Genomic DNA, 21,152 nt, shown 5'->3' on the forward strand with positions numbered 1-21,152 from the left:
ACCCCGTACCTGGCAGGCCCCGGCCCGCCCCGCGACCCGCCGTCCGCCTCCACGATGAACTCACGCACCGCGCACTCCCGTTGCCGCGCCCGCTGTCCGGAGGGGAGGGCCTACAGGCCCGACTCGGACGTGCGCACCAGGATGCGGGCGCAGTTCTCGCAGCGGACCACCGTGTCCGGCGCGGCCGCGCGGATCTCGCTCAGCTCGGTGATGGCGAGCTCCTGGCGGCAGCCCTGGCAGGTGCGGGCGTACAGCTTGGCCGCGCCGATGCCGCCGCCCTGGGTGCGCAGACGGTCGTACAGCTTGAGCAGGTCGGCGGGGACGGACCCGGCGACGACCTCGCGCTCCTTGGTGACGGAGGCGGCCTCGGCGTCGATCTCCTGGAAGGCGGCGTCGCGGCGCGCGGTGGCGTCGTCGGTCTTGGCCTGGACGGAGGACACCCGCTCGGTCAGTTCGGCCACGCGGGCCTGCGCGGACTCGCGGCGCTCCATGACCTCCAGGACGACCTCCTCGAGGTCGCCCTGGCGCTTGGCGAGCGAGGCGATCTCGTGCTGGAGGCTGGAGAGGTCCTTCGGCGAGGTGACGGCGCCGGAGTCCAGGCGCTGCTGGTCGCGGGCGGCGCGCTGGCGCACCTGGTCCACGTCCTGCTCGGCCTTGGTCTGCTCGCGGGCGCAGTCGCTCTCCTCGGTCTGCGCGGCCACCAGCAGGTCGCGCAGCTGGGTGAGGTCCTTGCCCAGCGCCTCGATCTCGGCGTGCTCGGGCAGCGACCGCCGCTTGTGCGCGAGCTGCTGGAGGCGGACGTCGAGGGCCTGGACGTCGAGAAGGCGGATCTGGTCGGCGGGCGCGGCGTTCAGTTGGGGGCTCCCAGGGGACTCGTGGTGGTGATGGACGCCGCGTGGGCGGTCCAGGGGTCGGTGACCGTCTTGGAGACGTGGACCCGAAGGCCCCAGCCGTGACGGTCGGAGATCTGGTCGAGCTGGGCTGCGGCCAGCTCGCACCAGGGCCACTCGGTGGCCCAGTGCGCCGCGTCGAGCAGCGCGAGCGGCCGGTGGGCGACGGACGCCTCGAACTCGGATGCCGGGTGGTGGCGCAGATCGGCGGTGAGGAACGCGTCCACTCCGGCCGCGCGCACGTGGTCGAAGAGGCTGTCGCCCGAGCCGCCGCTGACGGCGACCCGGTGGACGACGGCCTCGGGGTCGCCGGCCACCCGGATGCCCTGCTGGGTGGCGGGCAGCCGCGCGGCGGCGCGGGCGGCCAGCTCGCGGACGGTCAGCGGATGGTCCAGCTCGCAGATCCGGCCCAGGCCCCGGCGGCCCTCCGGGTCGGTGGGGTCGGGCACGAGCGGGCCTGTGACACGGAGGCCGAGGGCGCCGGCGAGCGCGTCGGAGACACCGGGGTCGGCGGTGTCGGCGTTGGTGTGGGCGACGTGCAGGGCCACATCGTTCTTGATGAGGGTGTGCACGACGCGGCCCTTGAAGGTGTCGGCCGCGACCGTGGTCGTACCGCGCAGATAGAGCGGATGGTGGGTGACCAGCAGTCCGGCACCCAGCTTCACGGCCTCCTCGACGACCTCCTGGACGGGGTCGACGGCGAACAGGACCCGGCCGACCTCCTGGTCGGGGTCGCCCGCGACCGTGCCGACCGCGTCCCAGGACTCGGCCCGCTCCGGGGGCCACAGGGACTCCAGCGCGGCGATGACTTCAGACAGACGGGGCACGTGCCAAGGCTACCTGGCCGTTCCGGGAGGCCGTACCGGTCGGGCGGACGTACTCCCCCCGTACCCACCCGGGCAGCACATGGGCCGCTCTTCCTCAGAGGAATCGCTTCTGCGCCACCCGTATGTGTGAAGCCTGGCGCCACCGGCCCCCCGCCTGTGCGTACGAAAACTAGCTTCGTCGCCGGAGGTGACCGAACGATGACGGCCTGTGCGATCGAAACCACGTCGGCCGGCGCGGACGACGGTGATCCGGAGAATCCGGAGACCCGGGGTACGCGTCCGGCGGTACCGGCGGCGGCCGGGACGCCCGTGCCGCCGTACGCCATCACGGCGGACGGCGCGTACGCGGCCCGCCTCGCGGTGGACGGGGAGTCCTGGTTCCCCGAGCGCTGGACGCTGGACGGCCCGGAGCCGTACGCGGTCCCGCTGCCCGGGAACCAGCCGGAGGAGCCCGGCACCCAGGTGCAGCCGATGGGCGACGGGCGGGTGCTGATCCACCGCCTGGTGGACCGGCACCACGCCTTCTCGCTGCTGTACCCGACCGGCCCCGGCACCGGTGAGCTGCCGCTCGGCGCGGTCGAGTGCCCCGAGCCGGAGACCCGGCTCACCCTGCTGCCCCCGGCGCCCTGCGGCACCCGCGCCTACGCCCTCGCGGTCGGCGCGCGCTCCACGGCGGTGTGGCTGGTGGCGGGCGGCGCGGCCGGACCCGAGCGGCTGGCGGAGCTGCCGGGCCGCTGCTCGGGCGGGGTCTGGCTGGACACCGCCGGGCGGATGCTCGCGGTGGACCGGGAGCTGGGCGGGCGTACGAAGACGGTGGTGGTGGACCTCGGGGGCGGGGGCGCGGTCACACCGCTGCTCCAGATCGCCCCGGACAGCGACGACCGGCTGCTGCTCGCCGACCCGGACAGCGGTCTGCTGGTGATCGCCTCGGACGCGCCCTCGCCGGGGCATGAACGCTTGGGCTGGGGTGTGCTCGGCAGCACACTGCCGGTGCGTTTCCCCGGCTCACTGCGGCTGCCGGACTGCACGGTCACGCCGTTCGCGATCCAGCCGGGGCAGGTACTGATGCCGGAGAGCTGCGCGGTCGCGCTGCGCGTGGACGGCCCGCTGGGCACCTGGGTCGGCACCTGGCGCCCGGCCGAGCGCCGGGTACGGCATCTTCCGGCCCCGGAGGGCTGGCTCGCGGGGGCGGGGCTGTGGACGCCGGAGGGGGTGCTGCGGCTGCCGTACGCGACGGCGGAAACGCCGTGCGGAGTGGCGGAGCTGGCGGTGGGGGGCCCGGTCCCGGCGGTGGAGGGGGCCGACGGGAAGCCGGAGGAGGCCCCTGAGGAAACGGAGGCCACCCGGCCGGTTCCCCTGCAAAAGGCTCCCCTCGCCTCCTCAGCGGTGGCCAACTCGTAACCAAATGGCACCGATCGGCGTGGCCGCCTGGTTTCTCCCCCTGTCCTGCCGGTTAGACTCGCCCGGCCGAAAAAAGATCATGTTGACGGGGTGAACAGTTCCGATGACCGAGACCAGTACGTCGCAGGCGCCCTCGCCGGCCACGGACTCCGCCTGGCCGCAGCCGCACCTGGCCGCGGCCGGGCCGGACGGCCACGGCAGGCACCGGGGCCAGGTGGCCCACCAGGACGGCGAGGCGGCCCCGCGCGGCCGCCACCGCCGGCCGGGCACGGGGGCCGAGGGGTCGACGCAGGCCTGACCGGGCCACGAAGGGCGGGGGTACGCATGCGTACCCCCGCCCTTCGTCGTACCCGGACCCCCTCGGAGCGGTGACATTCGTCCCGCCCTCCCCCGGTACCCGCGTACCGCCACAGTCCGTACGTCCGCCTCTGCCGCCCGGCAGGCCCCCGCTCCTACCGTCGTAGGCATGACAGAGACGCGGGGCACCGAACCGGCCGGATGCGGACAGAGGCGCTCATTTCCTACCCTGTACCGTCGCTCCGTCGAACGGACGGACGAGGCAGCGGCGGGAAACGCGGGGAACACGGACATGTCATGGTGGGCGCGGGCGCGGCGCGGGCTGCGCGCGGCGGGTGCGGCGCGGCGGCAGTGGCGGGCGGACATGGCCCGCGCCAAGGCCGTACGGAAGGCCGCCGACGCGAAGGGTGAGATCCCGGCGGAGGAGCGCGTGGGTCCGCCGCCCACCGGATTCGCGCTGCTCCCCTGGCTGCTCCTCGGCCTCGGCTCCTTCTCCAACCTGCTCCAGGGCCACGCCTCGAACCCGCTGATCGGCGGCCTGGGCCTGCTCACCTTCAACTCCCTCTACATCTACGTCACCTTCCGCGCCTTCGACCGCGCCAAGCGCGAGTCGCTCTCCACCCGGACCGCACTCGTGCTGATGGGCGTACTGACCACCGCCCTGGCGCTCGGCTACGGCGGCAGCTGGCTGATGTTCTTCCCGCTGCTCGGCCTCGCCGCCGGCGCCACCCTGCGCGGCCGGCTGCTCGGCCGGGTGGGGGTGCCGCTCGCGGCGTACGCGGCGGTGCTCACCGGGGTCAGCGGCGAGTGGTCGAACGCGCCGAGCATCGGGTACGGCACCTTCCTGTCCTGCATGGTGACGGCCGCGATCCTGAGCCTGTCCGAGGCCGTACGGCAGCTCCGCGCCGCGCGCGAGGAACTCGCCCGCCAGGCCGTGGAGAAGGAGCGGCTGCGCTTCTCCCGCGACCTGCACGACCTCCTCGGGCACACGCTCTCGGTGATCGTGGTGAAGTCGGAGGCGGCCCGGCGTCTGGCCGGGCGGGACCTGGACGCGGCGCTCGCGCAGATCGGGGACATCGAGTCGGTCGGGCGGCAGGCGCTGACCGAGATCCGCGAGGCGGTGACCGGCTACCGGCAGGGCAGTCTGGCCACCGAGCTGACCCGGGCCCGCTCGGCGCTGGCGGCGGCGAGCGTGGAGCCGGTCGTACGGCAGTCGGGCGCGCCGCTCGCCCCGCAGACCGAGGCGCTGCTCGGCTGGGTGGTGCGCGAGGCGGTGACGAACGTGGTCCGGCACAGCGACGCGCGCCGCTGCGAGATCACCATCGAGGGCTCCGCCGAGCGGGTCCGGCTCACCGTGACGGACGACGGCACGGGCACCCCTCTCCCCCGCCAGTCCGGCGGCATCGGCGGTACGGGGCTGACGGGCCTGACCGAGCGCCTCGCGGCGGCGAACGGCACCCTGACGGCGGGCCCGGCGCCCCAGGGCGGCTTCACGGTGACGGCGGAACTCCCGGCGGAACCGGCCGATCCGTACGCGGTGGCCTCTCCGGCGGAGCGCTGAGCCCCGCCGCCACTACGCTGACCCGGTGACGAACATCCGCGTACTGCTGGCCGAGGACCAGGGCATGATGCGCGGCGCCCTCGCGCTCCTGCTCGGTCTGGAGGACGACATCGAGGTGGTCGCGCAGGTGGGGACCGGGGACGCGATCGTGCCGGCCGCGCTGGAGCACCGCCCGGACGTGGCCCTGCTGGACATCGAGCTGCCCGGGATGAGCGGCCTGGACGCGGCGGCGGAGCTGCGGACCGAGGTCCCGGACTGCCGGGTGCTGATCCTGACCACCTTCGGCCGGCCGGGCTATCTGCGCCGGGCCATGGAGGCGGGCGCGGCGGGCTTCCTGGTGAAGGACGGCCCCGTGGAGGAGCTGGCGCGGGCGGTACGGCGGGTGCTGGCCGGGGAGACCGTGGTGGACCCGGCGCTCGCGGCGGCCGCGCTGAGCGCGGGACCGAATCCGCTGACGGCGCGCGAGCGGGAGGCGCTGCGGGCGGCGGTGGACGGGGCGACGGTGGCCGACATCGCCGTACGGCTGCATCTGTCGGAGTCGACGGTGCGCAACTATCTCTCGGCCGCGATCGGCAAGACCGGTACCCGCAACCGCGCGGAGGCGGTGCGGGAGGCGCGGCAGCAGGGCTGGCTGTGACCGGGGCCGGGCGCCTGACTCCGGATCAGTAACCCATGGATCGGTCAAGGATTCATTAGAGGCCCGAAGCAACGGAATAGTTGCCCGTGCATACGACGTTGCTCCCGGTGATTCATTCACGCGGGAGGAACCTCACTCAATGCCCCACACGACCGATCGCCCCATCCCGAGGGCCGGCGGAGCCCTGGTCCCGGTGCTCGCCTTCGCGGGCATCGTGGTCGCGGTGATGCAGACCCTGCTCGTGCCGGTCATCAAGGACCTGCCGCAGCTGCTCGGCACCGAGCCGAGCAACGCCACCTGGGTACTGACCTCGACCCTGCTCTCCGGCGCCGTGGCCACCCCGATCATGGGCCGCCTCGGCGACCTCTACGGCAAGCGCCGGATGCTGATCCTGAGCCTCGCCGTGATGGTGGCGGGCGCCCTGGTCAGCGCGCTGACCAGCCAGCTCCTCGTCATGATCGTCGGCCGTACGCTCCAGGGCTTCGCCATGGGCGCGATACCGCTCGGCATCGGCCTGATGCGGGACATGCTGCCGCGCGAGAAGCTCGGCTCGGCCATGGCCCTGATGAGCTCCTCGATCGGCGTCGGCGGCGGTCTCGCGCTGCCCGCCGCCGCCCTGGTGGCCCAGCACACCGACTGGCACGCCCTGTTCTACGGCGCGGCAGGGCTCGGCGCGCTCGCCATCGTCCTCACCCTGCTCGTCGTACCCGAGTCCCCGGCACGCGCCCGGGGCTCCTTCGACCTGCTCGGCGCGCTCGGCCTGTCCGCGGGTCTGGTGCTGCTCCTGCTGCCGATCACCAAGGGCAGCGACTGGGGCTGGTCGTCGGGCACCACGCTCGGCCTGTTCGGCGCGGCTCTCGCCGTGCTGCTGCTGTGGGGCGTGTACGAGCTGCGCACCGCGGCACCGCTGGTCGACCTGCGCACCACCGCCCGCCGCGAGGTGCTGCTGACCAACCTGGCCTCGATCATGGTCGGCGTCAGCTTCTACGTCGTCTCCCTCGTCCTGCCCCAGCTGCTCCAGCTGCCCACCGCCACCGGGTACGGCCTCGGCCGGTCCATGGTGGTCGCGGGTCTGTGCGTGGCGCCGCTGGGCCTGACGATGATGTTCACCGCGCCGGTGTACGCCCGGCTGTCCGCGCGGTACGGCCCGCGCACGACCCTGATCATCGGTCTGCTGGTCATCGCCGTCGGCTACGCGGGCGGCCTCGGCCTGATGCACGCCGCCTGGCAGACGATCATCACCTCGGTGGTGCTCGGCGCGGGCATCGGCCTCGCCTACTCCTCGCTGCCCGCGCTGATCGTGGGCGCGGTCCCGGCCTCGGAGACGGGCGCGGCCAACGGCCTCAACACCCTGATGCGGTCCATCGGCACCTCGGTCTCCAGCGCGGTCATCGGCATGGTGCTCGCCAACACCGCGCAGCCGGTCGGCGGCGGGCTCGCCATCCCGACCATGCACGGCTTCCGGGTGTCGTTCCTGATCGCCACGGCCGCCGTCCTGGTGGGCCTCACGCTCGCGTTCTTCCTGCCGCGCACCCCGCGCCCGGCCGAGCGGCACACCCAGCTGCGGGCCAGCAGCGAGGAGGACGCGAACCTGGAGCACGCGCGCGCGGTGCTGCGCGGCTTCACCGGCCGGGTGCTGGACGCGGACGGCGCTCCGGTCGCCCGCGCCAAGGTCACCCTGATCGACCGCCGGGGCCGCCAGGCCGGGGCCACGCTCTCCGGCCCCGACGGCGACTACGCCCTCGCGGTCCCGGCCGGAGGCGCCTACGTCCTGGCCGCCAAGGCCGCCGGACACGGCCCGCTGGCCTCCTCGGCGACGCACTCCGGGGACGAGCTGGCCGTGGAGCTGGACCTGGCACTGCCGGGAGAGACCGTCAGCGCCTGACCTCCCCCGTGAGATTCCCCCGCACCGCACCCCCCGCCGGCCTCCGGCGGGGGGTGCGGCAGCATGGGCGCCTGATCAGCCGTACGACCGGGAGGAACCCGATGTCCGCACCGAAGCCCGAGATCATGGCCGCGTTCGAGGCGGCGAAGGGCTTCATGCCCGTGGACGAGGGGCTCGCGCTGTACGCGGCCGCGCTGGAGGCGGGGCGCCTCGGACTGCCGCTCCTTGAGGTGGGCACGTACTGCGGGCGCTCGACGGTGCTGCTCGCGGACGCGGCCCGGGAGAGCGGCACCCTCGCGCTGACCGTCGACCACCACCGGGGCAGCGAGGAGCAGCAGCCGGGCTGGGACTACCACGACCCCGAGACGGTCGACCCCGAGATCGGGCTCATGGACACCCTGCCCACCTTCCGCCGGACCCTGTACGGGGCGGGCCTGGAGGACCACGTCGTCGCCCTGGTCGGCCGGTCCCCGCAGATCGCCGCCCTGTGGGGGAAGCCGCTCGGCCTGGTCTTCGTGGACGGCGGCCACACCGACGAGCACGCGACGGCCGACTACGAGGGCTGGGCCCCGCATGTCGCCGAGGGCGGGCTGCTGGTCGTGCACGACGTGTTCCCGGAGCCGGAGGACGAGTTCACCGGGCAGGCGCCGTACCGGGTGTATCTGCGGGCGCTGGAGTCCGGGGCGTTCACGGAGGTCGCGGTGACGGGCTCGCTGCGGGTGCTGAGGCGTACGGGGACCGGTATCTGACGGTCCGTCAGGTAGGCGGGGTCGGGGGCGGTCCGGTGTTTCGTTAGGGTGGCAGGCGTGTCGTACGCAGGACCGGAATTCGAACCCCCCACGCCCCGCCGCTCCCGGCGCCGTCCGCTGACCGTGACCCTGGCCGCGCTGGTGCCGGTGGCGCTGCTCGGCTGGGCGGCCTACGCGCACCTCGGCCGCTCCGGCGGAGACGCGCACGCCACGGGCACGGCGTCGCCCTCGGCCGCCGCCCCCGGCTCCGGCGACGGCAAGGGCGCCTCGCCGTCCGCCGCCGCCCGGCCCCTCAAGGGCAAGGTGGTGGTCATCGACCCGGGGCACAACCCGGGCAACTTCCGGCACACCTCCGAGATCGCACGCCAGGTGAACGTCGGCAACGGCCGCAAGGAGTGCGACACCACGGGGACGGAGACCAACGCCGGTTATCCGGAGGCCAAGTTCACGCTGGACGTGTCCCACCGGGTGCGCGCGCTGCTGGAGAAGCAGGGCGCGACCGTGAAGTTCACGCACGACGAGGACGGGCCGGCCTGGGGGCCGTGCGTGGACGAGCGGGCCGAGATCGGCAACAAGGCGCACGCGGACGCGGCGCTGTCCATCCACGCCGACGGCTCCGCGCCGGGCAACCGGGGCTTCCACGTCATCCTGCCCGGCGCCGTGCACGCGGGCGGCGCGGACACCCGCCCCATCACCGGCCCCTCCCGCGACCTCGGCAAGCGGGTGGCCGCCGGCTACCGGCACACGACCGGTGAGCCGTTCTCCAACTACCTGGGCCACGGCACCGGTCTGGTGACGCGGACCGACCTCGGCGGACTCAACCTGTCCACGGTTCCCAAGGTCTTCATCGAGTGCGGCAACATGCGCGACGCCACCGACGCGGCCGAGCTGACCAGTGCCGCCTGGCGGCAGAAAGCCGCGCAAGGGATCTCTGAGGGAATCGTGAGTTTCCTGCGCGAGTCGTGACCGGCACGTGGAAGAGGCCGGACAGCCGGACAACGCGGACGGTACTGTCTACCGACGACGAGACGACCTACGAAGGACCTGAAGTGAATATCCGCTCCCTCACTAGAGGCGACGGCGTGGTGATCGGAGCAGCGGTGTTGCTGTTCATCGCGTCGTTCTTCGACAACTACTCGTACGACGGTTCGGTGGACGGCATCGACGTGCCGAACCTCTGGGAGAACGGACCGGTTCTGCTGAGCGTCGTGCTGGCGGGGCTGATCGCGGCGGGGCTCGTCGTCGCGGCCCGCGCGCTGCCGCAGCCGCTCAAGGTCGCCGGGCTCGAACTCGGCTCCTTCGGCGTCGCGTTCGCGGTGTTCGCCGCGTGGAGCGGGCTGGGCAACCTCATCGACCCGCTCGGCGGTCTGAACAGCGGTTCCGCCGACAGCAAGCTGGGCGCGGGCACGGGCCTGGTGCTCGCCTTCGTCGCGACGCTGATCATGGCGGCGGCCGCCGTCGCCACCCCGCTGGTCCCGGCCCTGCAGGGCGCGCTGATCCCGGCCCCGAAGCCGGTCACCCCGCAGCCCTACGGTGCCCAGCCGCCCGCCGGTTACGGCTACCCGGGTGCCCAGCAGCAGCCGTTCGCGGCGCAGCCGCAGCAGCCGTACGCGCAGCAGCCGGCGGCGGCGGAGTTCTCGCCGTTCTGGTTCGCGGTGCCGGTGGCCCGGCCGCTGTTCTCGGAGGACGGCGCACCCTCTCCGGTGGCCGAACTGGCGCCGGGTACCTGGTACTTGGCGGTCGAGCAGCGCGGTGCGGCGCTGGTGGCGCAGACGCAGGACGGGCGCCGGGGCGTCCTCCAGGACACGACGGGCATCCAGCGCGGCAGCTAACGGCCTTCGCATGCCAGGCCCCTCGCCCTTCACGGGCGGGGGGCCTTCGTCATGTCCGGCCATGGCGGCCCGCGTTGGGCGGCTAGCCCTTGTTGAGGTCGGAGGTGGAGGGCACCTGGTCCTTGACCGGTGCGCCCGCGCTCTGGCCCGCGTCCTTGACCTGGCCGATGATCTGGTCGAAGGAACTGGCCGCGTTCGTATCGCCGTTGCGCAGCTTGGACGGCAGGTCCTTGAGCGCGTCGATGCCCGCGGTGAGCGGGGCGAGCGCCTTCGCGAGGGTGGGGTCGCCCTGGGCGTTCTTCTGCGCGGCCTTGAGCCGGTTGTAGGCGAAGGCCCCGGCGAGACCGGCCTTGACGAGGGCGACCTTGCGGCCGTCGGCGCCCTTCTTGAACTTGCCCGCCTTCCAGGGCTTCACGATCCACTGGTAGGTGGCCCCGGCGGCGAGCCCGGCGTTCGCCACGAACCGGGTCTTGGCGAACTTCTGTTTCTCGGCGGACGTGCTGGGGCTGGGCGAGGACGCGCTGGACTGCTGCTTGCTGGAATCGTCCCCGCCGCAGCCGGCGGTACCGGCCATCAGCACGCAGGACACCATGAGCGCCACGAACAGGCGCCGTATCGGAACGGGCACGCGGTCCTCCGGACGTATCTCCCCGAGCGGCTGCTTCCATGGGCAGCCTCACCCGGCGCCGGGCGCCCCGCCAGCCGGACGACGCCGTACGGGAACCGGGACCGGATTCCCGGGCGTTTCACGGGGCGCGCAGCGGCAATCCGGATTCCATGTCGAGATATCGCAGAGGCGGGAACGAGGCGGGCACGGTGATAGCCGTGATCGCCGACGTGATGGCCGGAATCATCGGCCTGTGGATTCTGATGTACCTGCTGGACGCCAACCGGGCCAACGACCTGGTGGAGTTCGTCCATGACGCGGCCGCCTGGCTCGCCGGGTGGTCCCACGACCTGTTCACCTTCGACGAGGCGTGGGCCCGGGTGGTCTGCGGCTACGGCCTGGCCGCCGTGGTCTACCTCTTCGTCGGCCACGCGATAGCGGGCCGCCTGCACCGGCACTGAGTCCCTGCCGGGCGGCTCGGCGTACGTCGCCCGCGCGGGACGGCCACCGCGCCGTGCGCGCGCTGTTCCCGCGCGGCAGCCCGGCGCGGCGTTCGGCTCCGGCGGAAAGACCTTCGGCCGAGAGACCGGCGGACGCCTACGCGCAGCAGTCCGGGGTCAGCCCCACCGGCAGGCGTTCGCCGCCGAAGACCGCGCAGGTGGCGTCGTGGCCGCCGAGGGCGGCGACGGCCAGGAGCAGGGAGCCGGCGGTCCAGGCGGTGAGTTCGCGGGGCCAGATCGCGTCGTCGGCGAAGACGTAGCCGGTCCAGTACAGGCCGCTGTCCGCGTCCCGCAGGTGCTGGACGGACTGGAGGATCTCCAGCGCGCGGTCGGACTCGCCCATCGCCCAGAGCGCGAGGGCGAGTTCGCAGGACTCGCCGCCGGTCACCCAGGGGTTGGGGACCACGCAGCGCACCCCGAGACCGGGGACGACGAAGCGGTCCCAGCCGGACTCGACGCGCTCCTTGGCCTCGACGCCGGTGAGGGCGCCGCCGAGGACCGGGTAGTACCAGTCCATCGAGTAGCGGTCCTTGTCGAGGAACCGCTCGGGGTGGCGCCGTATCGCGTGACGCAGCGCGCCGACCGCCAGCTCCCAGTCCGGCTGCGCCTCTTCGCGCTGCTCGGCGATGGCGAGGGCGCAGCGCAGGGCGTGGTGGACGGACGAGCTGCCGGTGAGCAGCGCGTCCTCCGTCGCCGCGCCGTCCGCGTCCACGCGCCAGCCGATCTGGCCGCCGGGCTGCTGGAGGCGCAGGACCCATTCGACGGCCGCGTAGACGACGGGCCACATGCGGTCCAGGAAGGTGTCGTCGCCGGTGGAGAGGTAGTGGTGCCAGACGCCGACGGCTATGTAGGCGACGAAGTTCGACTCCAGCGAGCGGTCGGTGACGTCGTCGTGGGCGCCGTCGGCGTAGGCGGCGTACCAGGAGCCGTCCTCGTTCTGGTGCCGCGCGAGCCACTCGTAGGCGCGCTCGGCGGCCTCGTGCTCGCCGGCCGCGTCGAGCGCCATGGCGGCCTCGGTGTGGTCCCACGGGTCGAGGTGGTGGCCGCGGAACCAGGGGATCGCGCCGTCCTCGCGCTGCACGGCGAGGACGCCCCGGACGGTCGCGGCGGCCTGCTCGGCGGTCAGCACCCCGGGCAGGACGAGGTGGTCGGTGCGGGGGGTGGTCACTCGGCGGCCGCCTCGGCGCGCGGCAGGTGCGGCTTGGTCGCGTAGGCCACGAAGCTCTTGCCGATGAGCGGGTTGAGCGCCTGCTCGGCGACCCGGGTGGCCAGCGGCTTCTTCATGATGTCCCAGACGAGGAGCTTGTGGTACGCCTTGACCGGCAGCGCCTTGTCGTTGTCCACGCCGAAGGCGCACTTGAGCCACCAGTACGGCGAGTGCAGGGCGTGCGCGTGGTGGGTGCCGTAGGGGCGCAGGCCCGCCTCGCGCATCTTGGCGAGGAGTTCGTCGGCCTTGTAGATGCGGATGTGGCCGCCCTCGACCTCGTGGTAGGCGTCGGAGAGGGCCCAGCAGACCTTCTCGGGGCCGTAGCGCGGCACGGTGACGGCGATGCGGCCGCCGGGCTTGAGTACGCGGACCATCTCGGCGAGCACGCCCTTGTCGTCGGGGATGTGCTCCATCACCTCGGAGATGATGACGACGTCGAAGGACTCGTCGGGGAAGGGCAGCGCGAGCGCGTCGCCCTCCATCGCGGTGGCGGTGGCGCCGGCGGGCGCCTCACCGGCCTCCTTCATCGCGGCGAACCACTTGGCGACCTCGCGGATTTCCTCGGCGTTCTGGTCGAGGGCCACGACCTGGGCGCCGCGCCGGTAGCACTCGAAGGCGTGCCGGCCGGCCCCGCAGCCGAGGTCCAGGACTCGGTCGCCCGGGGCGAGCGGGAACCGGGAGAAGTCGACGGTCAGCACGTGGCCCTGCTTTCGGAGGATGCGGAGGATATGCCCGCGACGGCGGCGGGGGCGGGGGTCGCGGCGGGGCGCCCGGGTGCGCGGTCCGTACGCGGGCCGGTGCGGGCGCTGTCGATCGCCTCGCGGTAGCGGGCCACCGTGCCCTCGGCGGCGCGGGCCCAGGTGAAGCGGGCGAGCACCCGCTCGCGTCCGGCCGCGCCGAGCCGGGCGCGCAGGTCCGCGTCGCCGAGCAGCCGGGTGAGGGCGGCGGCGAGCGCGCCCGCGTCGCCGGTGGGGACGGCGAGGCAGGTCTCGCCGTCGCGGCCCGCGACCTCGGGGATGGCGCCGCCGGTGGTGGCGACCAGCGGGGTGCCGGTGGCCATGGCCTCGGCGGCGGGCAGCGAGAACCCCTCGTACAGCGAGGGGACGCAGGCGACTTCGGCCGAGCGGATCAGGTCGACCAGCTCGGCGTCGGTGATGCCCTTGACGAACTCGACGGCGCCTTCGAGGCCGTAGCGCTCGACCGCCTGGGCGACCGGGCCCTCCTCGGGGCGCTTGCCGACGACGACCAGGTGCGCGTCGGGGCGTTCGGTGCGGACCTTGGCGAGCGCCTCGACGAGGAACACCAGGCCCTTGAGCGGGACGTCGGCGCTGGAGGTGGTGACGATCCGGCCCGGCACCTCGGGCACGGCCGGGTCGGGGGCGAACAGGCCGGTGTCGGCGCCGATGTGGACGACGTGGACGCGGTCGTCGCGGACGCCGAGGTGGTCCACGATCTCCTGGCGGGAGCTGCCGGAGACGGTGAGCACGGAGGGCAGCCGGCGGGCGACGCGCTTCTGCATCCGCGTGAAGGCGTACCAGCGGCGCACGGAAAGGCGGCGCTGGCGGCTCTCGGCGGCGTCCAGCTCCAACTGCCGGTCCACGGTGATGGGGTGGTGGATGGTGGTGACGAGCGGCGCGCCGATGTCGCCCAGCAGTCCGTAGCCCAGGGTCTGGTTGTCGTGCACGATGTCGAACTCGCCGCGTCTGGCGCGCAGATGGCGGCGGGCGCGCAGCGAGAAGGTCAGCGGCTCGGGGAAGCCGCCGGTCCACATGGTGGCGACCTCCAGGGCGTCGACCCAGTCCCGGTACTCGTCCCGCTTCGGGGTGCGGAAGGGGTCGGGCTGGCGGTAGAGGTCGAGGCTGGGCAGCTCGGTCAGGCTCAACCGGCCGTCGTAGTCCTCGTGTTCGTCGAGAACGGGGTACGGCTGGGAGCCGATGACCTCCACGCGGTGCCCGAGCCGGGCCAGTTCGCGGGAGAGATGGCGCACGTAGACGCCCTGTCCGCCGCAGAAGGGGTTGCCCTTGTAGGTGAGGAGCGCGATGTCGAGCGGTGTCCCGCCGTCGGCAGCCGGATCCTGTCGGGAACCCGCCTGACTGGCCTCAGCGGTCACTCCGGGCCCCCTTCTCCCTGCGCTGTCCCGCGAGACTACGACGGGACGTCAATGTGGAACAAGTTTCAGCTGATCATCCAGGAAGCACCGAATCTACCGGCTGGTAAGGCGGCTGTGACCGGTCGACCAGGTGATTCGCGCCACGGCCGAACGGCCCCGGTCACCTGCCTCCGGGGCGCTCCTCACCGAGGGTCACGGAACGGGGGCGGTGTGGCGCCGGCCACTGCCGGGGGTCCGTCGGCTGCCGGTAAAGTGGCCGGGTCGTCATACACCCGTACGGGGGGAAGCCGGTGCGATTCCGGCGCTGAGCCCGCAACCGTGAGCCGTCCCGCAGGGGCGGTGAGCCGGAGCGCCTCTGCGGGATGTGACCGGCTCGCGTGTGTGGCACCCCGTCGCGCACGGCACCGTCGAGGTTTACGGAGCCGAGCCGCCCGGGGGGTTCCCCGTGCGCTGCCCGGCTTCCTTGCAGGAGAGGCAGTCGCCGACCATGAACGTCCGCCGCAGTGCAGCGGCTCTCGCCGCGATAGGCGTGCTGGCCGCGGCCGCGCCCGCCACGGCCGCCGAGGCGTCCCCGTCCCCGAAGGCGACGGTCCCGGCCGGGCTGTTCGGCAAGGGCGACCCCACCTACGACGGCGTCTGGCGCCAGTCGCTGGCCCTGCTCGCCCAGCACACCGTCGGTGAGCGCCCCGCCGCCTCCGCCGTGAAGTGGCTGACCGGCCAGCAGTGCGCCGACGGCGGTTTCGCGGCCTTCCGCGCCGACCCCGCCAAGCCCTGCGGCGGCAAGGGCGCGCAGCCCGACACCAACAGCACCGCCGCCGCCGTCCAGGCGCTCGCCGCGCTCGGCGGCCACCGCGCCGAGACCGGTTCGGCCGTGCGCTGGCTGAAGGCGCAGCAGAACAAGGACGGCGGCTGGGGCTACTCCCCCGGCTCCCCGAGCGACACCAACTCCACCTCCGTGGTCGTCGGCGCGCTGACCGCCGTCGGTCTGGACCCGGCCAAGCAGCACGCCAAGGGGAAGACCCCGGCCGAGGCGCTGGCCGCCCTGGCGATCCCGTGCGCGAAGGACGGCGGTGGCGCCTTCGCCTACCAGCCGGACAAGAAGGGCAAGCTCGCCGCCAACGCCGACGCCACCGCGGCGGCCGTGCTCGGCGCGCTCGGCAAGAACTTCGTGGTGGAGCCCGCCAAGGCCCGCGGCAAGGCCCCCGCCTGCACCGACTCCGGCAAGGCCACCCGTGGGCGCCTGGCCGACAACGCCGCCGCCTACCTGGCCGGTGCGGTCGCCAAGAGCGGCCACCTGATGTCGGCGATGGCCGGCGCCAAGGCCCGGCCGGACTTCGGCAACACCGCCGACACGGTCGTCGCGCTCGCCGCCGACGGCTGGAGCGCGCAGGCGAAGAAGCCGTACGCCTGGCTGGAGAAGAACGCCGGTCCCTGGGCGCAGCAGAGCGGCCCCGCCGCCTACGCCCAGCTGATCCTGACCGCGCACGCGCTCGGTGAGAACCCGAAGGAATTCGGCGGCACGAACCTGGTGCAGGCGCTGGACAAGCAGGGCCCGGCGCCCGAGCAGGCGAAGAAGGCCGCCGCCCACAAGGCCGCGGAGAAGAAGTCGAACCACCAGGTGTGGTGGTTCGTCGGGGCCTGCCTGTTCGCGGGCATCGGCGCCGGCTTCCTGATCAGCGGCCGGAAGAAGAAGTGACCGTCGTCCGCCGTGCCGTGACGCTCCTCGTCGCGGCCCTGCTCCCGCTGGCCGGGGCCGCCCAGGCCCACGCCACCGGCTACCGGTACTGGTCCTTCTGGGACCGCTCCGGCGGCCACTGGACGTACGCGACCCAGGGGCCCTCGACGACCCGTCCCGAGGACGGCGACGTACAGGGCTTCCGGTTCGCGGTCAGCGCGGACTCCGCGGACGCGACCCGTCCGCGCGGCACGGCGGACTTCGACACCGTCTGCGCCCGCACGCCCGCGAAGCACGGCACCAAGCGGGTCGCGCTCGTCATCGACTTCGGCACCCCGGCCGACGCGCCCTCGGGCGAGAAGCCGCCGCCGGTCCGTACGGCCTGCGTCCGTGTCGCCCCCGACGCGACCACCGCCGAGGCCCTGGCCGCGACCGCCAAGCCGCTGCGCTACGACACCAACGCCCTGCTGTGCGCCATCTCCGGTTATCCGCACCGGGGTTGCGGGGAGCAGGTCGCGGCGGGCGGCAAGACGCCCGCCAAGCACGACAAGCCCGCGGCGAAGGACTCCGGCGGTCCCTCCCTCGGGCTGCCCGTCGGCGCGGGTGTGATCGTCATCCTCGCCGGGGCGGCGGTGCGGCAGGCCCGGCGGCGCCGGAATGCCTGAGCGGTCCCCTCGACTCCACCCCGGAGCCTGGTGGTTGTGGGCGCTCGGGCTCGGCACCGCCGCCACCCGCACCACCAACCCGCTCCTGCTCGCGCTGCTCATCGCCGCCTCCGGCTATGTGGTGGCCACCCACCGCTCGTCCGCGCCCTGGGCCCGCTCCTACGCGGCCTTCGCCAAGCTGGCCGTCGCGGTGCTGTGCGTACGCCTCGCCTTCACGGTCCTCCTCGGCTCTCCGATTCCGGGTACGCATGTGCTGTTCACGCTGCCCGAACTCCCCTTGCCCGACTGGGCGCAGGGCATCCGGCTCGGCGGCCCGGTGACGGCCGAGGCGCTGCTCTTCTCCGGCTACAACGGCCTGAAACTGGCCGCCCTGCTGATCTGTGTCGGCGCGGCCAACGCCCTGTCCAGTCCGGCCCGTCTGCTGAAGTCGCTGCCGGGCGCGCTGTACGAGGCGGGCGTCGCCGTGGTCGTGGCGCTCACCTTCGCACCCCATCTCATCGCGGACGTACGGCGGTTGCGCGCGGCCCGGCGGCTGCGCGGGCGGCCCGACCGGGGGGTGCGCGGGCTGCTCCAGGTCGGACTGCCGGTCCTGGAGGGCGCGTTGGAGCGCTCGGTCGCGCTGGCCGCCGCGATGGACGCGCGCGGCTTCGGCCGCACCGCCGAGGTGCCCGTACGGGTACGGCGTACGACGGCCGCGCTCACCCTCGGCGGGCTGCTGGGCGTGTGCGCGGGGACGTACGGCCTGCTCACCGCCGAGGGCGGCACCTACGGGCTGCCCGTGCTGCTCGCCGGGTCCGCCGCCGCGCTGGCCGGGCTGCGGCTCGGGGGCCGTCGTTCGCCGCGCACCCGGTACCGTCCGGCGCCGTGGGGTGTGCGGGCGTGGCTGGTCGCGGGCTCGGGGGCGGCGGTCGCCGCGCTGCTCACCCTGGCCGCCGCGCGCGAGCCGGACGCCCTGAACCCCGGTGTCGTCCCGCTCACCGCGCCCGCGCTGCCGCTGTGGCCCGCCGCCTCGGTGCTGCTCGCGCTGCTGCCCGCCTTCGTCGTCCCCCAGGAATCCAGGGAGCGCGCGTGATCCGCTTCGAGAAGGTCGCCGTCACCTACGAGGGCGCGGCCGAACCGACCGTACGGGACGTGGACTTCGAGGTGCCCGAGGGCGAACTCGTGCTGCTCGTCGGCCCGTCGGGGGTGGGCAAGTCGACCGTGCTGAACGCGGTGTGCGGTCTGGTGCCGCACTTCACCGGGGGCACGCTGAGCGGCCGGGTCACGGTCGCGGGCCGGGACACCCGCACCCACCGGCCGCGCGAACTGGCCGACGTGGTGGGCACGGTGGGGCAGGACCCGCTCGCACACTTCGTGACGGACACGGTCGAGGACGAACTCGCCTACGGCATGGAGTCGTTGGGCCTGGCCCCCGAGGTCATGCGGCGCCGGGTGGAGGAGACCCTCGACCTGCTGGGCCTGGCCGGTCTGCGTGACCGTCCCATCGCCACGCTCTCCGGGGGCCAGCGCCAACGGGTCGCCATCGGCTCGGTGCTGACCCCGCACCCCCGCGTCCTGGTCCTGGACGAGCCGACCTCGGCGCTCGACCCGGCCGCCGCCGAGGAGGTCCTGGCCGTCCTCCAGCGCCTGGTCCACGACCTCGGCACGACGGTCCTGCTCGCGGAACACCGCCTGGAGCGCGTGATCCAGTACGCCGACCGCGTCGTCCTCCTCCCCGCCCCGGGCGAACCCCCGCTGACGGGCACCCCGGCCGAGATCATGGCCGTCTCCCCGGTCTACCCGCCGGTGGTGGAACTGGGCCGCCTGGCGGGCTGGTCCCCACTGCCCCTGACCGTCCGGGACGCGCGCCGGAGGGCTCCGGCACTGCGGGAGCGGCTGGCGGGGCTGGAGCCGTCCGCTGATGTGGACGAGTCGGCGTCCGCCGGAGCGGGCAAGGCGGCGTCGGCCGGAGCGGTCGGGTCGGCACCCACCGAAGCGGACAGGGCGACACCCGCCGGGGTGGACCACCCGGGCGCGCCGACGCGCACCGGCGCCGATGCCCGCCCGTCGAGCGCCCCGGCGTCCGCCGCCGAAGGCCGGCCGGGCGGGGCAGTCGCCGCCCTCCTCTCCCGGCCCACCGGGCGGGCCACCGACCGCCCCCGGCCGGTGAGGGCCCGTGCGCTCCCCTTCCTCCGCCGCCCCCTCCGTCGTACCGACGACTCCCCCGCCACCCCCCAGGTCGCCGAGGTCCGCGACCTCGTCGTCCGGCGCGGGCGGGTCCGCGCCCTGGCCGGGGTGGACCTCACCGTCCGCCCCGGCGAGACCGTCGCGCTGATGGGCCGCAACGGCGCCGGGAAGTCGACGCTGCTCGGCTCGCTGGTCGGGCTGGTGGAGCCCACGGCGGGCTCGGTGCGGGTCGGCGGGGCCGTACCGCACCGGATCGCGCCCCGGGAACTCGTACGGAAGGCCGGCCTCGTGCCGCAGGAGCCGCGCGATCTGCTGTACGCCGACACGGTGGCCGCCGAGTGCGCGGCCGCCGACCGGGACGCGGATGCCGAGCCGGGGACCTGCCGGGCGCTGGTGTCCGGGCTGCTGCCGGGCATCACGGACGACACGCACCCGCGCGACCTCTCCGAGGGCCAGCGGCTCGCGCTCGCGCTGGCCGTCGTCCTGACCGCGCGCCCGCCGCTGCTCCTCCTGGACGAGCCGACGCGCGGCCTCGACTACGCGGCGAAGGCCCGCCTGGCCACCGTGTTGCGCGGCCTGGCGGCCGAGGGCCACGCGATCGTGCTGGCCACGCACGACGTGGAGCTGGCCGCCGAGATCGCGCACCGGGTGGTGCTGCTGGCCGAGGGCGAGGTCATCGCGGACGGCCCCACGGCGGACATCGTGGTCTCCTCCCCCTCCTTCGCCCCCCAGGTCACCAAGATCCTGGCCCCCCAGCCCTGGCTGACGGTCACCGAGGTCAGGAGGGCCCTGACGTGACGCCCGACCCCGCCCGGCTCCGCCGCACTCACGCCGACGACACCGGCCACCCGTGCGACACCGCCCCAGCCGCCCTCCGACGCCCCGATGCCCCGCGCGACACCGAGCCCACCGCCCAGGAGAGCACCCCGCAGAAGCCCACCCCACATCACCCACCGGCCCCCCATCACCCCCGCCCCGCCCACGCCGTCCGCCTAGGACCCCGTTCCCTCGCCGCGCTCCTCCTGGTCAGCGCGGTGGGCGTCGTCGCCTTCGGGTGGCCCTTCCTCGCGCCGCCCGCCTCGCAGCTGAGCGCGCACGCCGAGGACGCGCCGTGGCTGTTCGCGGGGCTGCTGGTGCTGCTGGTCGCGGTGGTGGCGGCGACGATCTCCGAGTCGGGCCTCGGCCCGAAGGCGGTGGCGATGCTGGGCGTGCTGGCGGCGACGGGCGCGGCGCTGCGGCCGATCGGCGCGGGTACGGCGGGCATCGAGCCCATGTTCTTCCTGCTGGTGCTCAGCGGCCGCGTCCTCGGTCCCGGCTTCGGGTTCGTGCTCGGCTCGGTGACGATGTTCGCCTCGGCGCTGCTGACCGGCGGGGTGGGGCCGTGGATGCCGTTCCAGATGCTGGCGATGGGCTGGTTCGCCCTGGGCGCGGGCCTGCTGCCGGGCCGCTCCCGGCTGCGCGGCCGCCCCGAGCTGCTGCTCCTGGGCTGCTACGGCTTCGTCGCCGCGTTCGCCTACGGCACGGTGATGAACCTGGCCGGCTGGCCGTTCATGGGCACCATGGCCTCGGGCATCGCCTTCGACCCGCACGCCTCCGTGCCCGCCAACCTGGCCCGTTTCCTCGCCTACTGCCTGGCCACCTCCATGGGCTGGGACCTCGGCCGGGCCGTCTGCACGGTCGTCCTCACCCTGGCCCTCGGCCCCGCCGTGCTGCGCGCGCTGCGCCGGGCCACCCGGCGGGCCGCCTTCGAGACGGCGGTCACATTCGACGCACCCGAAGCGTGAGGGGACGTGTCCGGAGGGTCGGCGCCGGGGTGGTTGCCCGGTGAAGCACCCCACATGACGCAGGTCACCTACGAGGCGGCTTCGTAGACTTAAATGTCCGATACATCCACATTTACACCCTTCGTGACCTGCGGTTTGAGACGCCGGTCACATGAGCAGTCGACGCTGCCGGTCCGGCCACCACTAGTAAAAGGGGTCATTGCGGACATCCCGGAATCCTGTTTCTCTGGATGACGTCGCCCGGCGCCACGAGCCCTCACGGGCCGCGGCGCCGACGTATGCGGCCGGCGGGTGAAGCGCACGAAACGCTCCGCCCGGCCCGGACCTACGAGGCGCCGTCCTGTACCCAAGCAAAAGGA

The 21,152-nt window shown here is 74.0% G+C and carries 20 protein-coding genes and 1 riboswitch; of the genes, 14 read left to right on the forward strand and 6 right to left on the reverse strand.

Going from position 1 to position 21,152, the window contains the following annotated elements; translation table 11 throughout:
* Nucleotides 1-110: 110 nt before the first annotated feature.
* Nucleotides 111-854, reverse strand: coding sequence for a C4-type zinc ribbon domain-containing protein (locus AB0898_RS19525; RefSeq protein WP_366804297.1), 744 nt, complete (start codon nucleotides 852-854; stop codon nucleotides 111-113).
* Nucleotides 851-1,717, reverse strand: coding sequence for a Nif3-like dinuclear metal center hexameric protein (locus AB0898_RS19530; protein ID WP_366804189.1), 867 nt, complete (start codon nucleotides 1,715-1,717; stop codon nucleotides 851-853). Before AB0898_RS19530 ends, AB0898_RS19525 begins: the two co-directional genes overlap by 4 nt.
* A 198-nt stretch (nucleotides 1,718-1,915) precedes the next feature.
* On the opposite strand from AB0898_RS19530, the gene AB0898_RS19535 reads away from it, so the two are divergent.
* From AB0898_RS19535 to AB0898_RS19570, 8 genes are all read left to right on the forward strand, one after another.
* Complete coding sequence (locus AB0898_RS19535; protein WP_366804190.1) at nucleotides 1,916-3,118, forward strand: hypothetical protein; 1,203 nt, start codon at nucleotides 1,916-1,918, stop codon at nucleotides 3,116-3,118.
* Nucleotides 3,119-3,221: 103 nt separating this feature from the next.
* The gene (locus tag AB0898_RS19540; RefSeq protein ID WP_366804191.1) at nucleotides 3,222-3,416 is read left to right on the forward strand and encodes a hypothetical protein; all 195 of its coding nucleotides are present in this window, start codon (nucleotides 3,222-3,224) and stop codon (nucleotides 3,414-3,416) included.
* Nucleotides 3,417-3,707: 291 nt separating this feature from the next.
* Nucleotides 3,708-4,976 carry a histidine kinase gene (locus AB0898_RS19545; protein ID WP_366804192.1) on the forward strand — a complete coding sequence of 423 codons (1,269 nt, stop codon included), beginning with the start codon at nucleotides 3,708-3,710 and terminating at the stop codon, nucleotides 4,974-4,976.
* A gap of 25 nt (nucleotides 4,977-5,001) precedes the next feature.
* Complete coding sequence (locus tag AB0898_RS19550; RefSeq protein WP_366804193.1) at nucleotides 5,002-5,613, forward strand: response regulator transcription factor; 612 nt, start codon at nucleotides 5,002-5,004, stop codon at nucleotides 5,611-5,613.
* Between the two features lie 139 nt (nucleotides 5,614-5,752).
* Nucleotides 5,753-7,498 carry an MFS transporter gene (locus AB0898_RS19555; protein ID WP_366804194.1) on the forward strand — a complete coding sequence of 582 codons (1,746 nt, stop codon included), beginning with the start codon at nucleotides 5,753-5,755 and terminating at the stop codon, nucleotides 7,496-7,498.
* A 101-nt stretch (nucleotides 7,499-7,599) separates the two neighbouring features.
* Nucleotides 7,600-8,247 carry a class I SAM-dependent methyltransferase gene (locus AB0898_RS19560; protein ID WP_366804195.1) on the forward strand — a complete coding sequence of 216 codons (648 nt, stop codon included), beginning with the start codon at nucleotides 7,600-7,602 and terminating at the stop codon, nucleotides 8,245-8,247.
* A 57-nt stretch (nucleotides 8,248-8,304) separates the two neighbouring features.
* Nucleotides 8,305-9,213: an N-acetylmuramoyl-L-alanine amidase gene (locus AB0898_RS19565; RefSeq protein ID WP_366804196.1), complete on the forward strand. Its 909-nt coding sequence runs from the start codon at nucleotides 8,305-8,307 to the stop codon at nucleotides 9,211-9,213.
* Between the two features lie 83 nt (nucleotides 9,214-9,296).
* Nucleotides 9,297-10,079 carry a hypothetical protein gene (locus AB0898_RS19570; protein ID WP_366804197.1) on the forward strand — a complete coding sequence of 261 codons (783 nt, stop codon included), beginning with the start codon at nucleotides 9,297-9,299 and terminating at the stop codon, nucleotides 10,077-10,079.
* An 82-nt stretch (nucleotides 10,080-10,161) separates the two neighbouring features.
* Here the strand turns inward: AB0898_RS19570 and AB0898_RS19575 are convergent, their stop codons facing one another.
* Nucleotides 10,162-10,707, reverse strand: coding sequence for a hypothetical protein (locus AB0898_RS19575; protein ID WP_018545384.1), 546 nt, complete (start codon nucleotides 10,705-10,707; stop codon nucleotides 10,162-10,164).
* A gap of 149 nt (nucleotides 10,708-10,856) precedes the next feature.
* On the opposite strand from AB0898_RS19575, the gene AB0898_RS19580 reads away from it, so the two are divergent.
* Nucleotides 10,857-11,147 carry a hypothetical protein gene (locus AB0898_RS19580; RefSeq protein ID WP_026248484.1) on the forward strand — a complete coding sequence of 97 codons (291 nt, stop codon included), beginning with the start codon at nucleotides 10,857-10,859 and terminating at the stop codon, nucleotides 11,145-11,147.
* A gap of 136 nt (nucleotides 11,148-11,283) precedes the next feature.
* Here the strand turns inward: AB0898_RS19580 and AB0898_RS19585 are convergent, their stop codons facing one another.
* Genes AB0898_RS19585 through AB0898_RS19595 form a run of 3 tightly spaced genes read right to left on the reverse strand, consistent with a single transcriptional unit; the run spans nucleotide 11,284 to nucleotide 14,503 of the window.
* Nucleotides 11,284-12,354, reverse strand: a complete 1,071-nt coding sequence (locus AB0898_RS19585) for a prenyltransferase/squalene oxidase repeat-containing protein (RefSeq protein WP_366804198.1) — start codon at nucleotides 12,352-12,354, stop codon at nucleotides 11,284-11,286.
* Nucleotides 12,351-13,091 (reverse strand): class I SAM-dependent methyltransferase, encoded by a 741-nt coding sequence (locus AB0898_RS19590; protein WP_361107559.1) that lies wholly within the window; start codon nucleotides 13,089-13,091, stop codon nucleotides 12,351-12,353. Before AB0898_RS19590 ends, AB0898_RS19585 begins: the two co-directional genes overlap by 4 nt.
* Nucleotides 13,085-14,503: a glycosyltransferase family 4 protein gene (locus AB0898_RS19595; RefSeq protein WP_366804199.1), complete on the reverse strand. Its 1,419-nt coding sequence runs from the start codon at nucleotides 14,501-14,503 to the stop codon at nucleotides 13,085-13,087. The genes AB0898_RS19590 and AB0898_RS19595 overlap by 7 nt, the downstream gene beginning before the upstream one ends.
* Nucleotides 14,504-14,784: 281 nt before the next feature.
* Nucleotides 14,785-14,857: riboswitch (cobalamin riboswitch) on the forward strand.
* Nucleotides 14,858-14,990: 133 nt separating this feature from the next.
* On the opposite strand from AB0898_RS19595, the gene AB0898_RS19600 reads away from it, so the two are divergent.
* From AB0898_RS19600 to AB0898_RS19620, 5 genes are read left to right on the forward strand one after another with little or no spacing between them, the layout of a single operon-like run.
* Nucleotides 14,991-16,199 (forward strand): prenyltransferase/squalene oxidase repeat-containing protein, encoded by a 1,209-nt coding sequence (locus tag AB0898_RS19600; RefSeq protein ID WP_366804200.1) that lies wholly within the window; start codon nucleotides 14,991-14,993, stop codon nucleotides 16,197-16,199.
* A complete protein-coding gene (locus AB0898_RS19605; RefSeq protein WP_366804201.1) occupies nucleotides 16,196-16,843 on the forward strand; it encodes an SCO2322 family protein in 648 nt (215 codons plus the stop codon). Before AB0898_RS19600 ends, AB0898_RS19605 begins: the two co-directional genes overlap by 4 nt.
* Complete coding sequence (locus AB0898_RS19610; protein ID WP_366804202.1) at nucleotides 16,836-17,915, forward strand: energy-coupling factor transporter transmembrane component T; 1,080 nt, start codon at nucleotides 16,836-16,838, stop codon at nucleotides 17,913-17,915. Before AB0898_RS19605 ends, AB0898_RS19610 begins: the two co-directional genes overlap by 8 nt.
* On the forward strand, nucleotides 17,912-19,807 hold the full coding sequence (locus tag AB0898_RS19615) for an ATP-binding cassette domain-containing protein (RefSeq protein WP_366804203.1): 1,896 nt from the start codon (nucleotides 17,912-17,914) through the stop codon (nucleotides 19,805-19,807). The genes AB0898_RS19610 and AB0898_RS19615 overlap by 4 nt, the downstream gene beginning before the upstream one ends.
* A complete protein-coding gene (locus AB0898_RS19620) occupies nucleotides 19,804-20,793 on the forward strand; it encodes an ECF transporter S component (RefSeq protein WP_407078367.1) in 990 nt (329 codons plus the stop codon). The genes AB0898_RS19615 and AB0898_RS19620 overlap by 4 nt, the downstream gene beginning before the upstream one ends.
* The last annotated feature ends 359 nt before the right edge of the window (nucleotides 20,794-21,152 follow it).

The organism is Streptomyces sp. NPDC005435 (genome assembly GCF_040703155.1).
Taxonomy (GTDB): domain Bacteria; phylum Actinomycetota; class Actinomycetes; order Streptomycetales; family Streptomycetaceae; genus Streptomyces.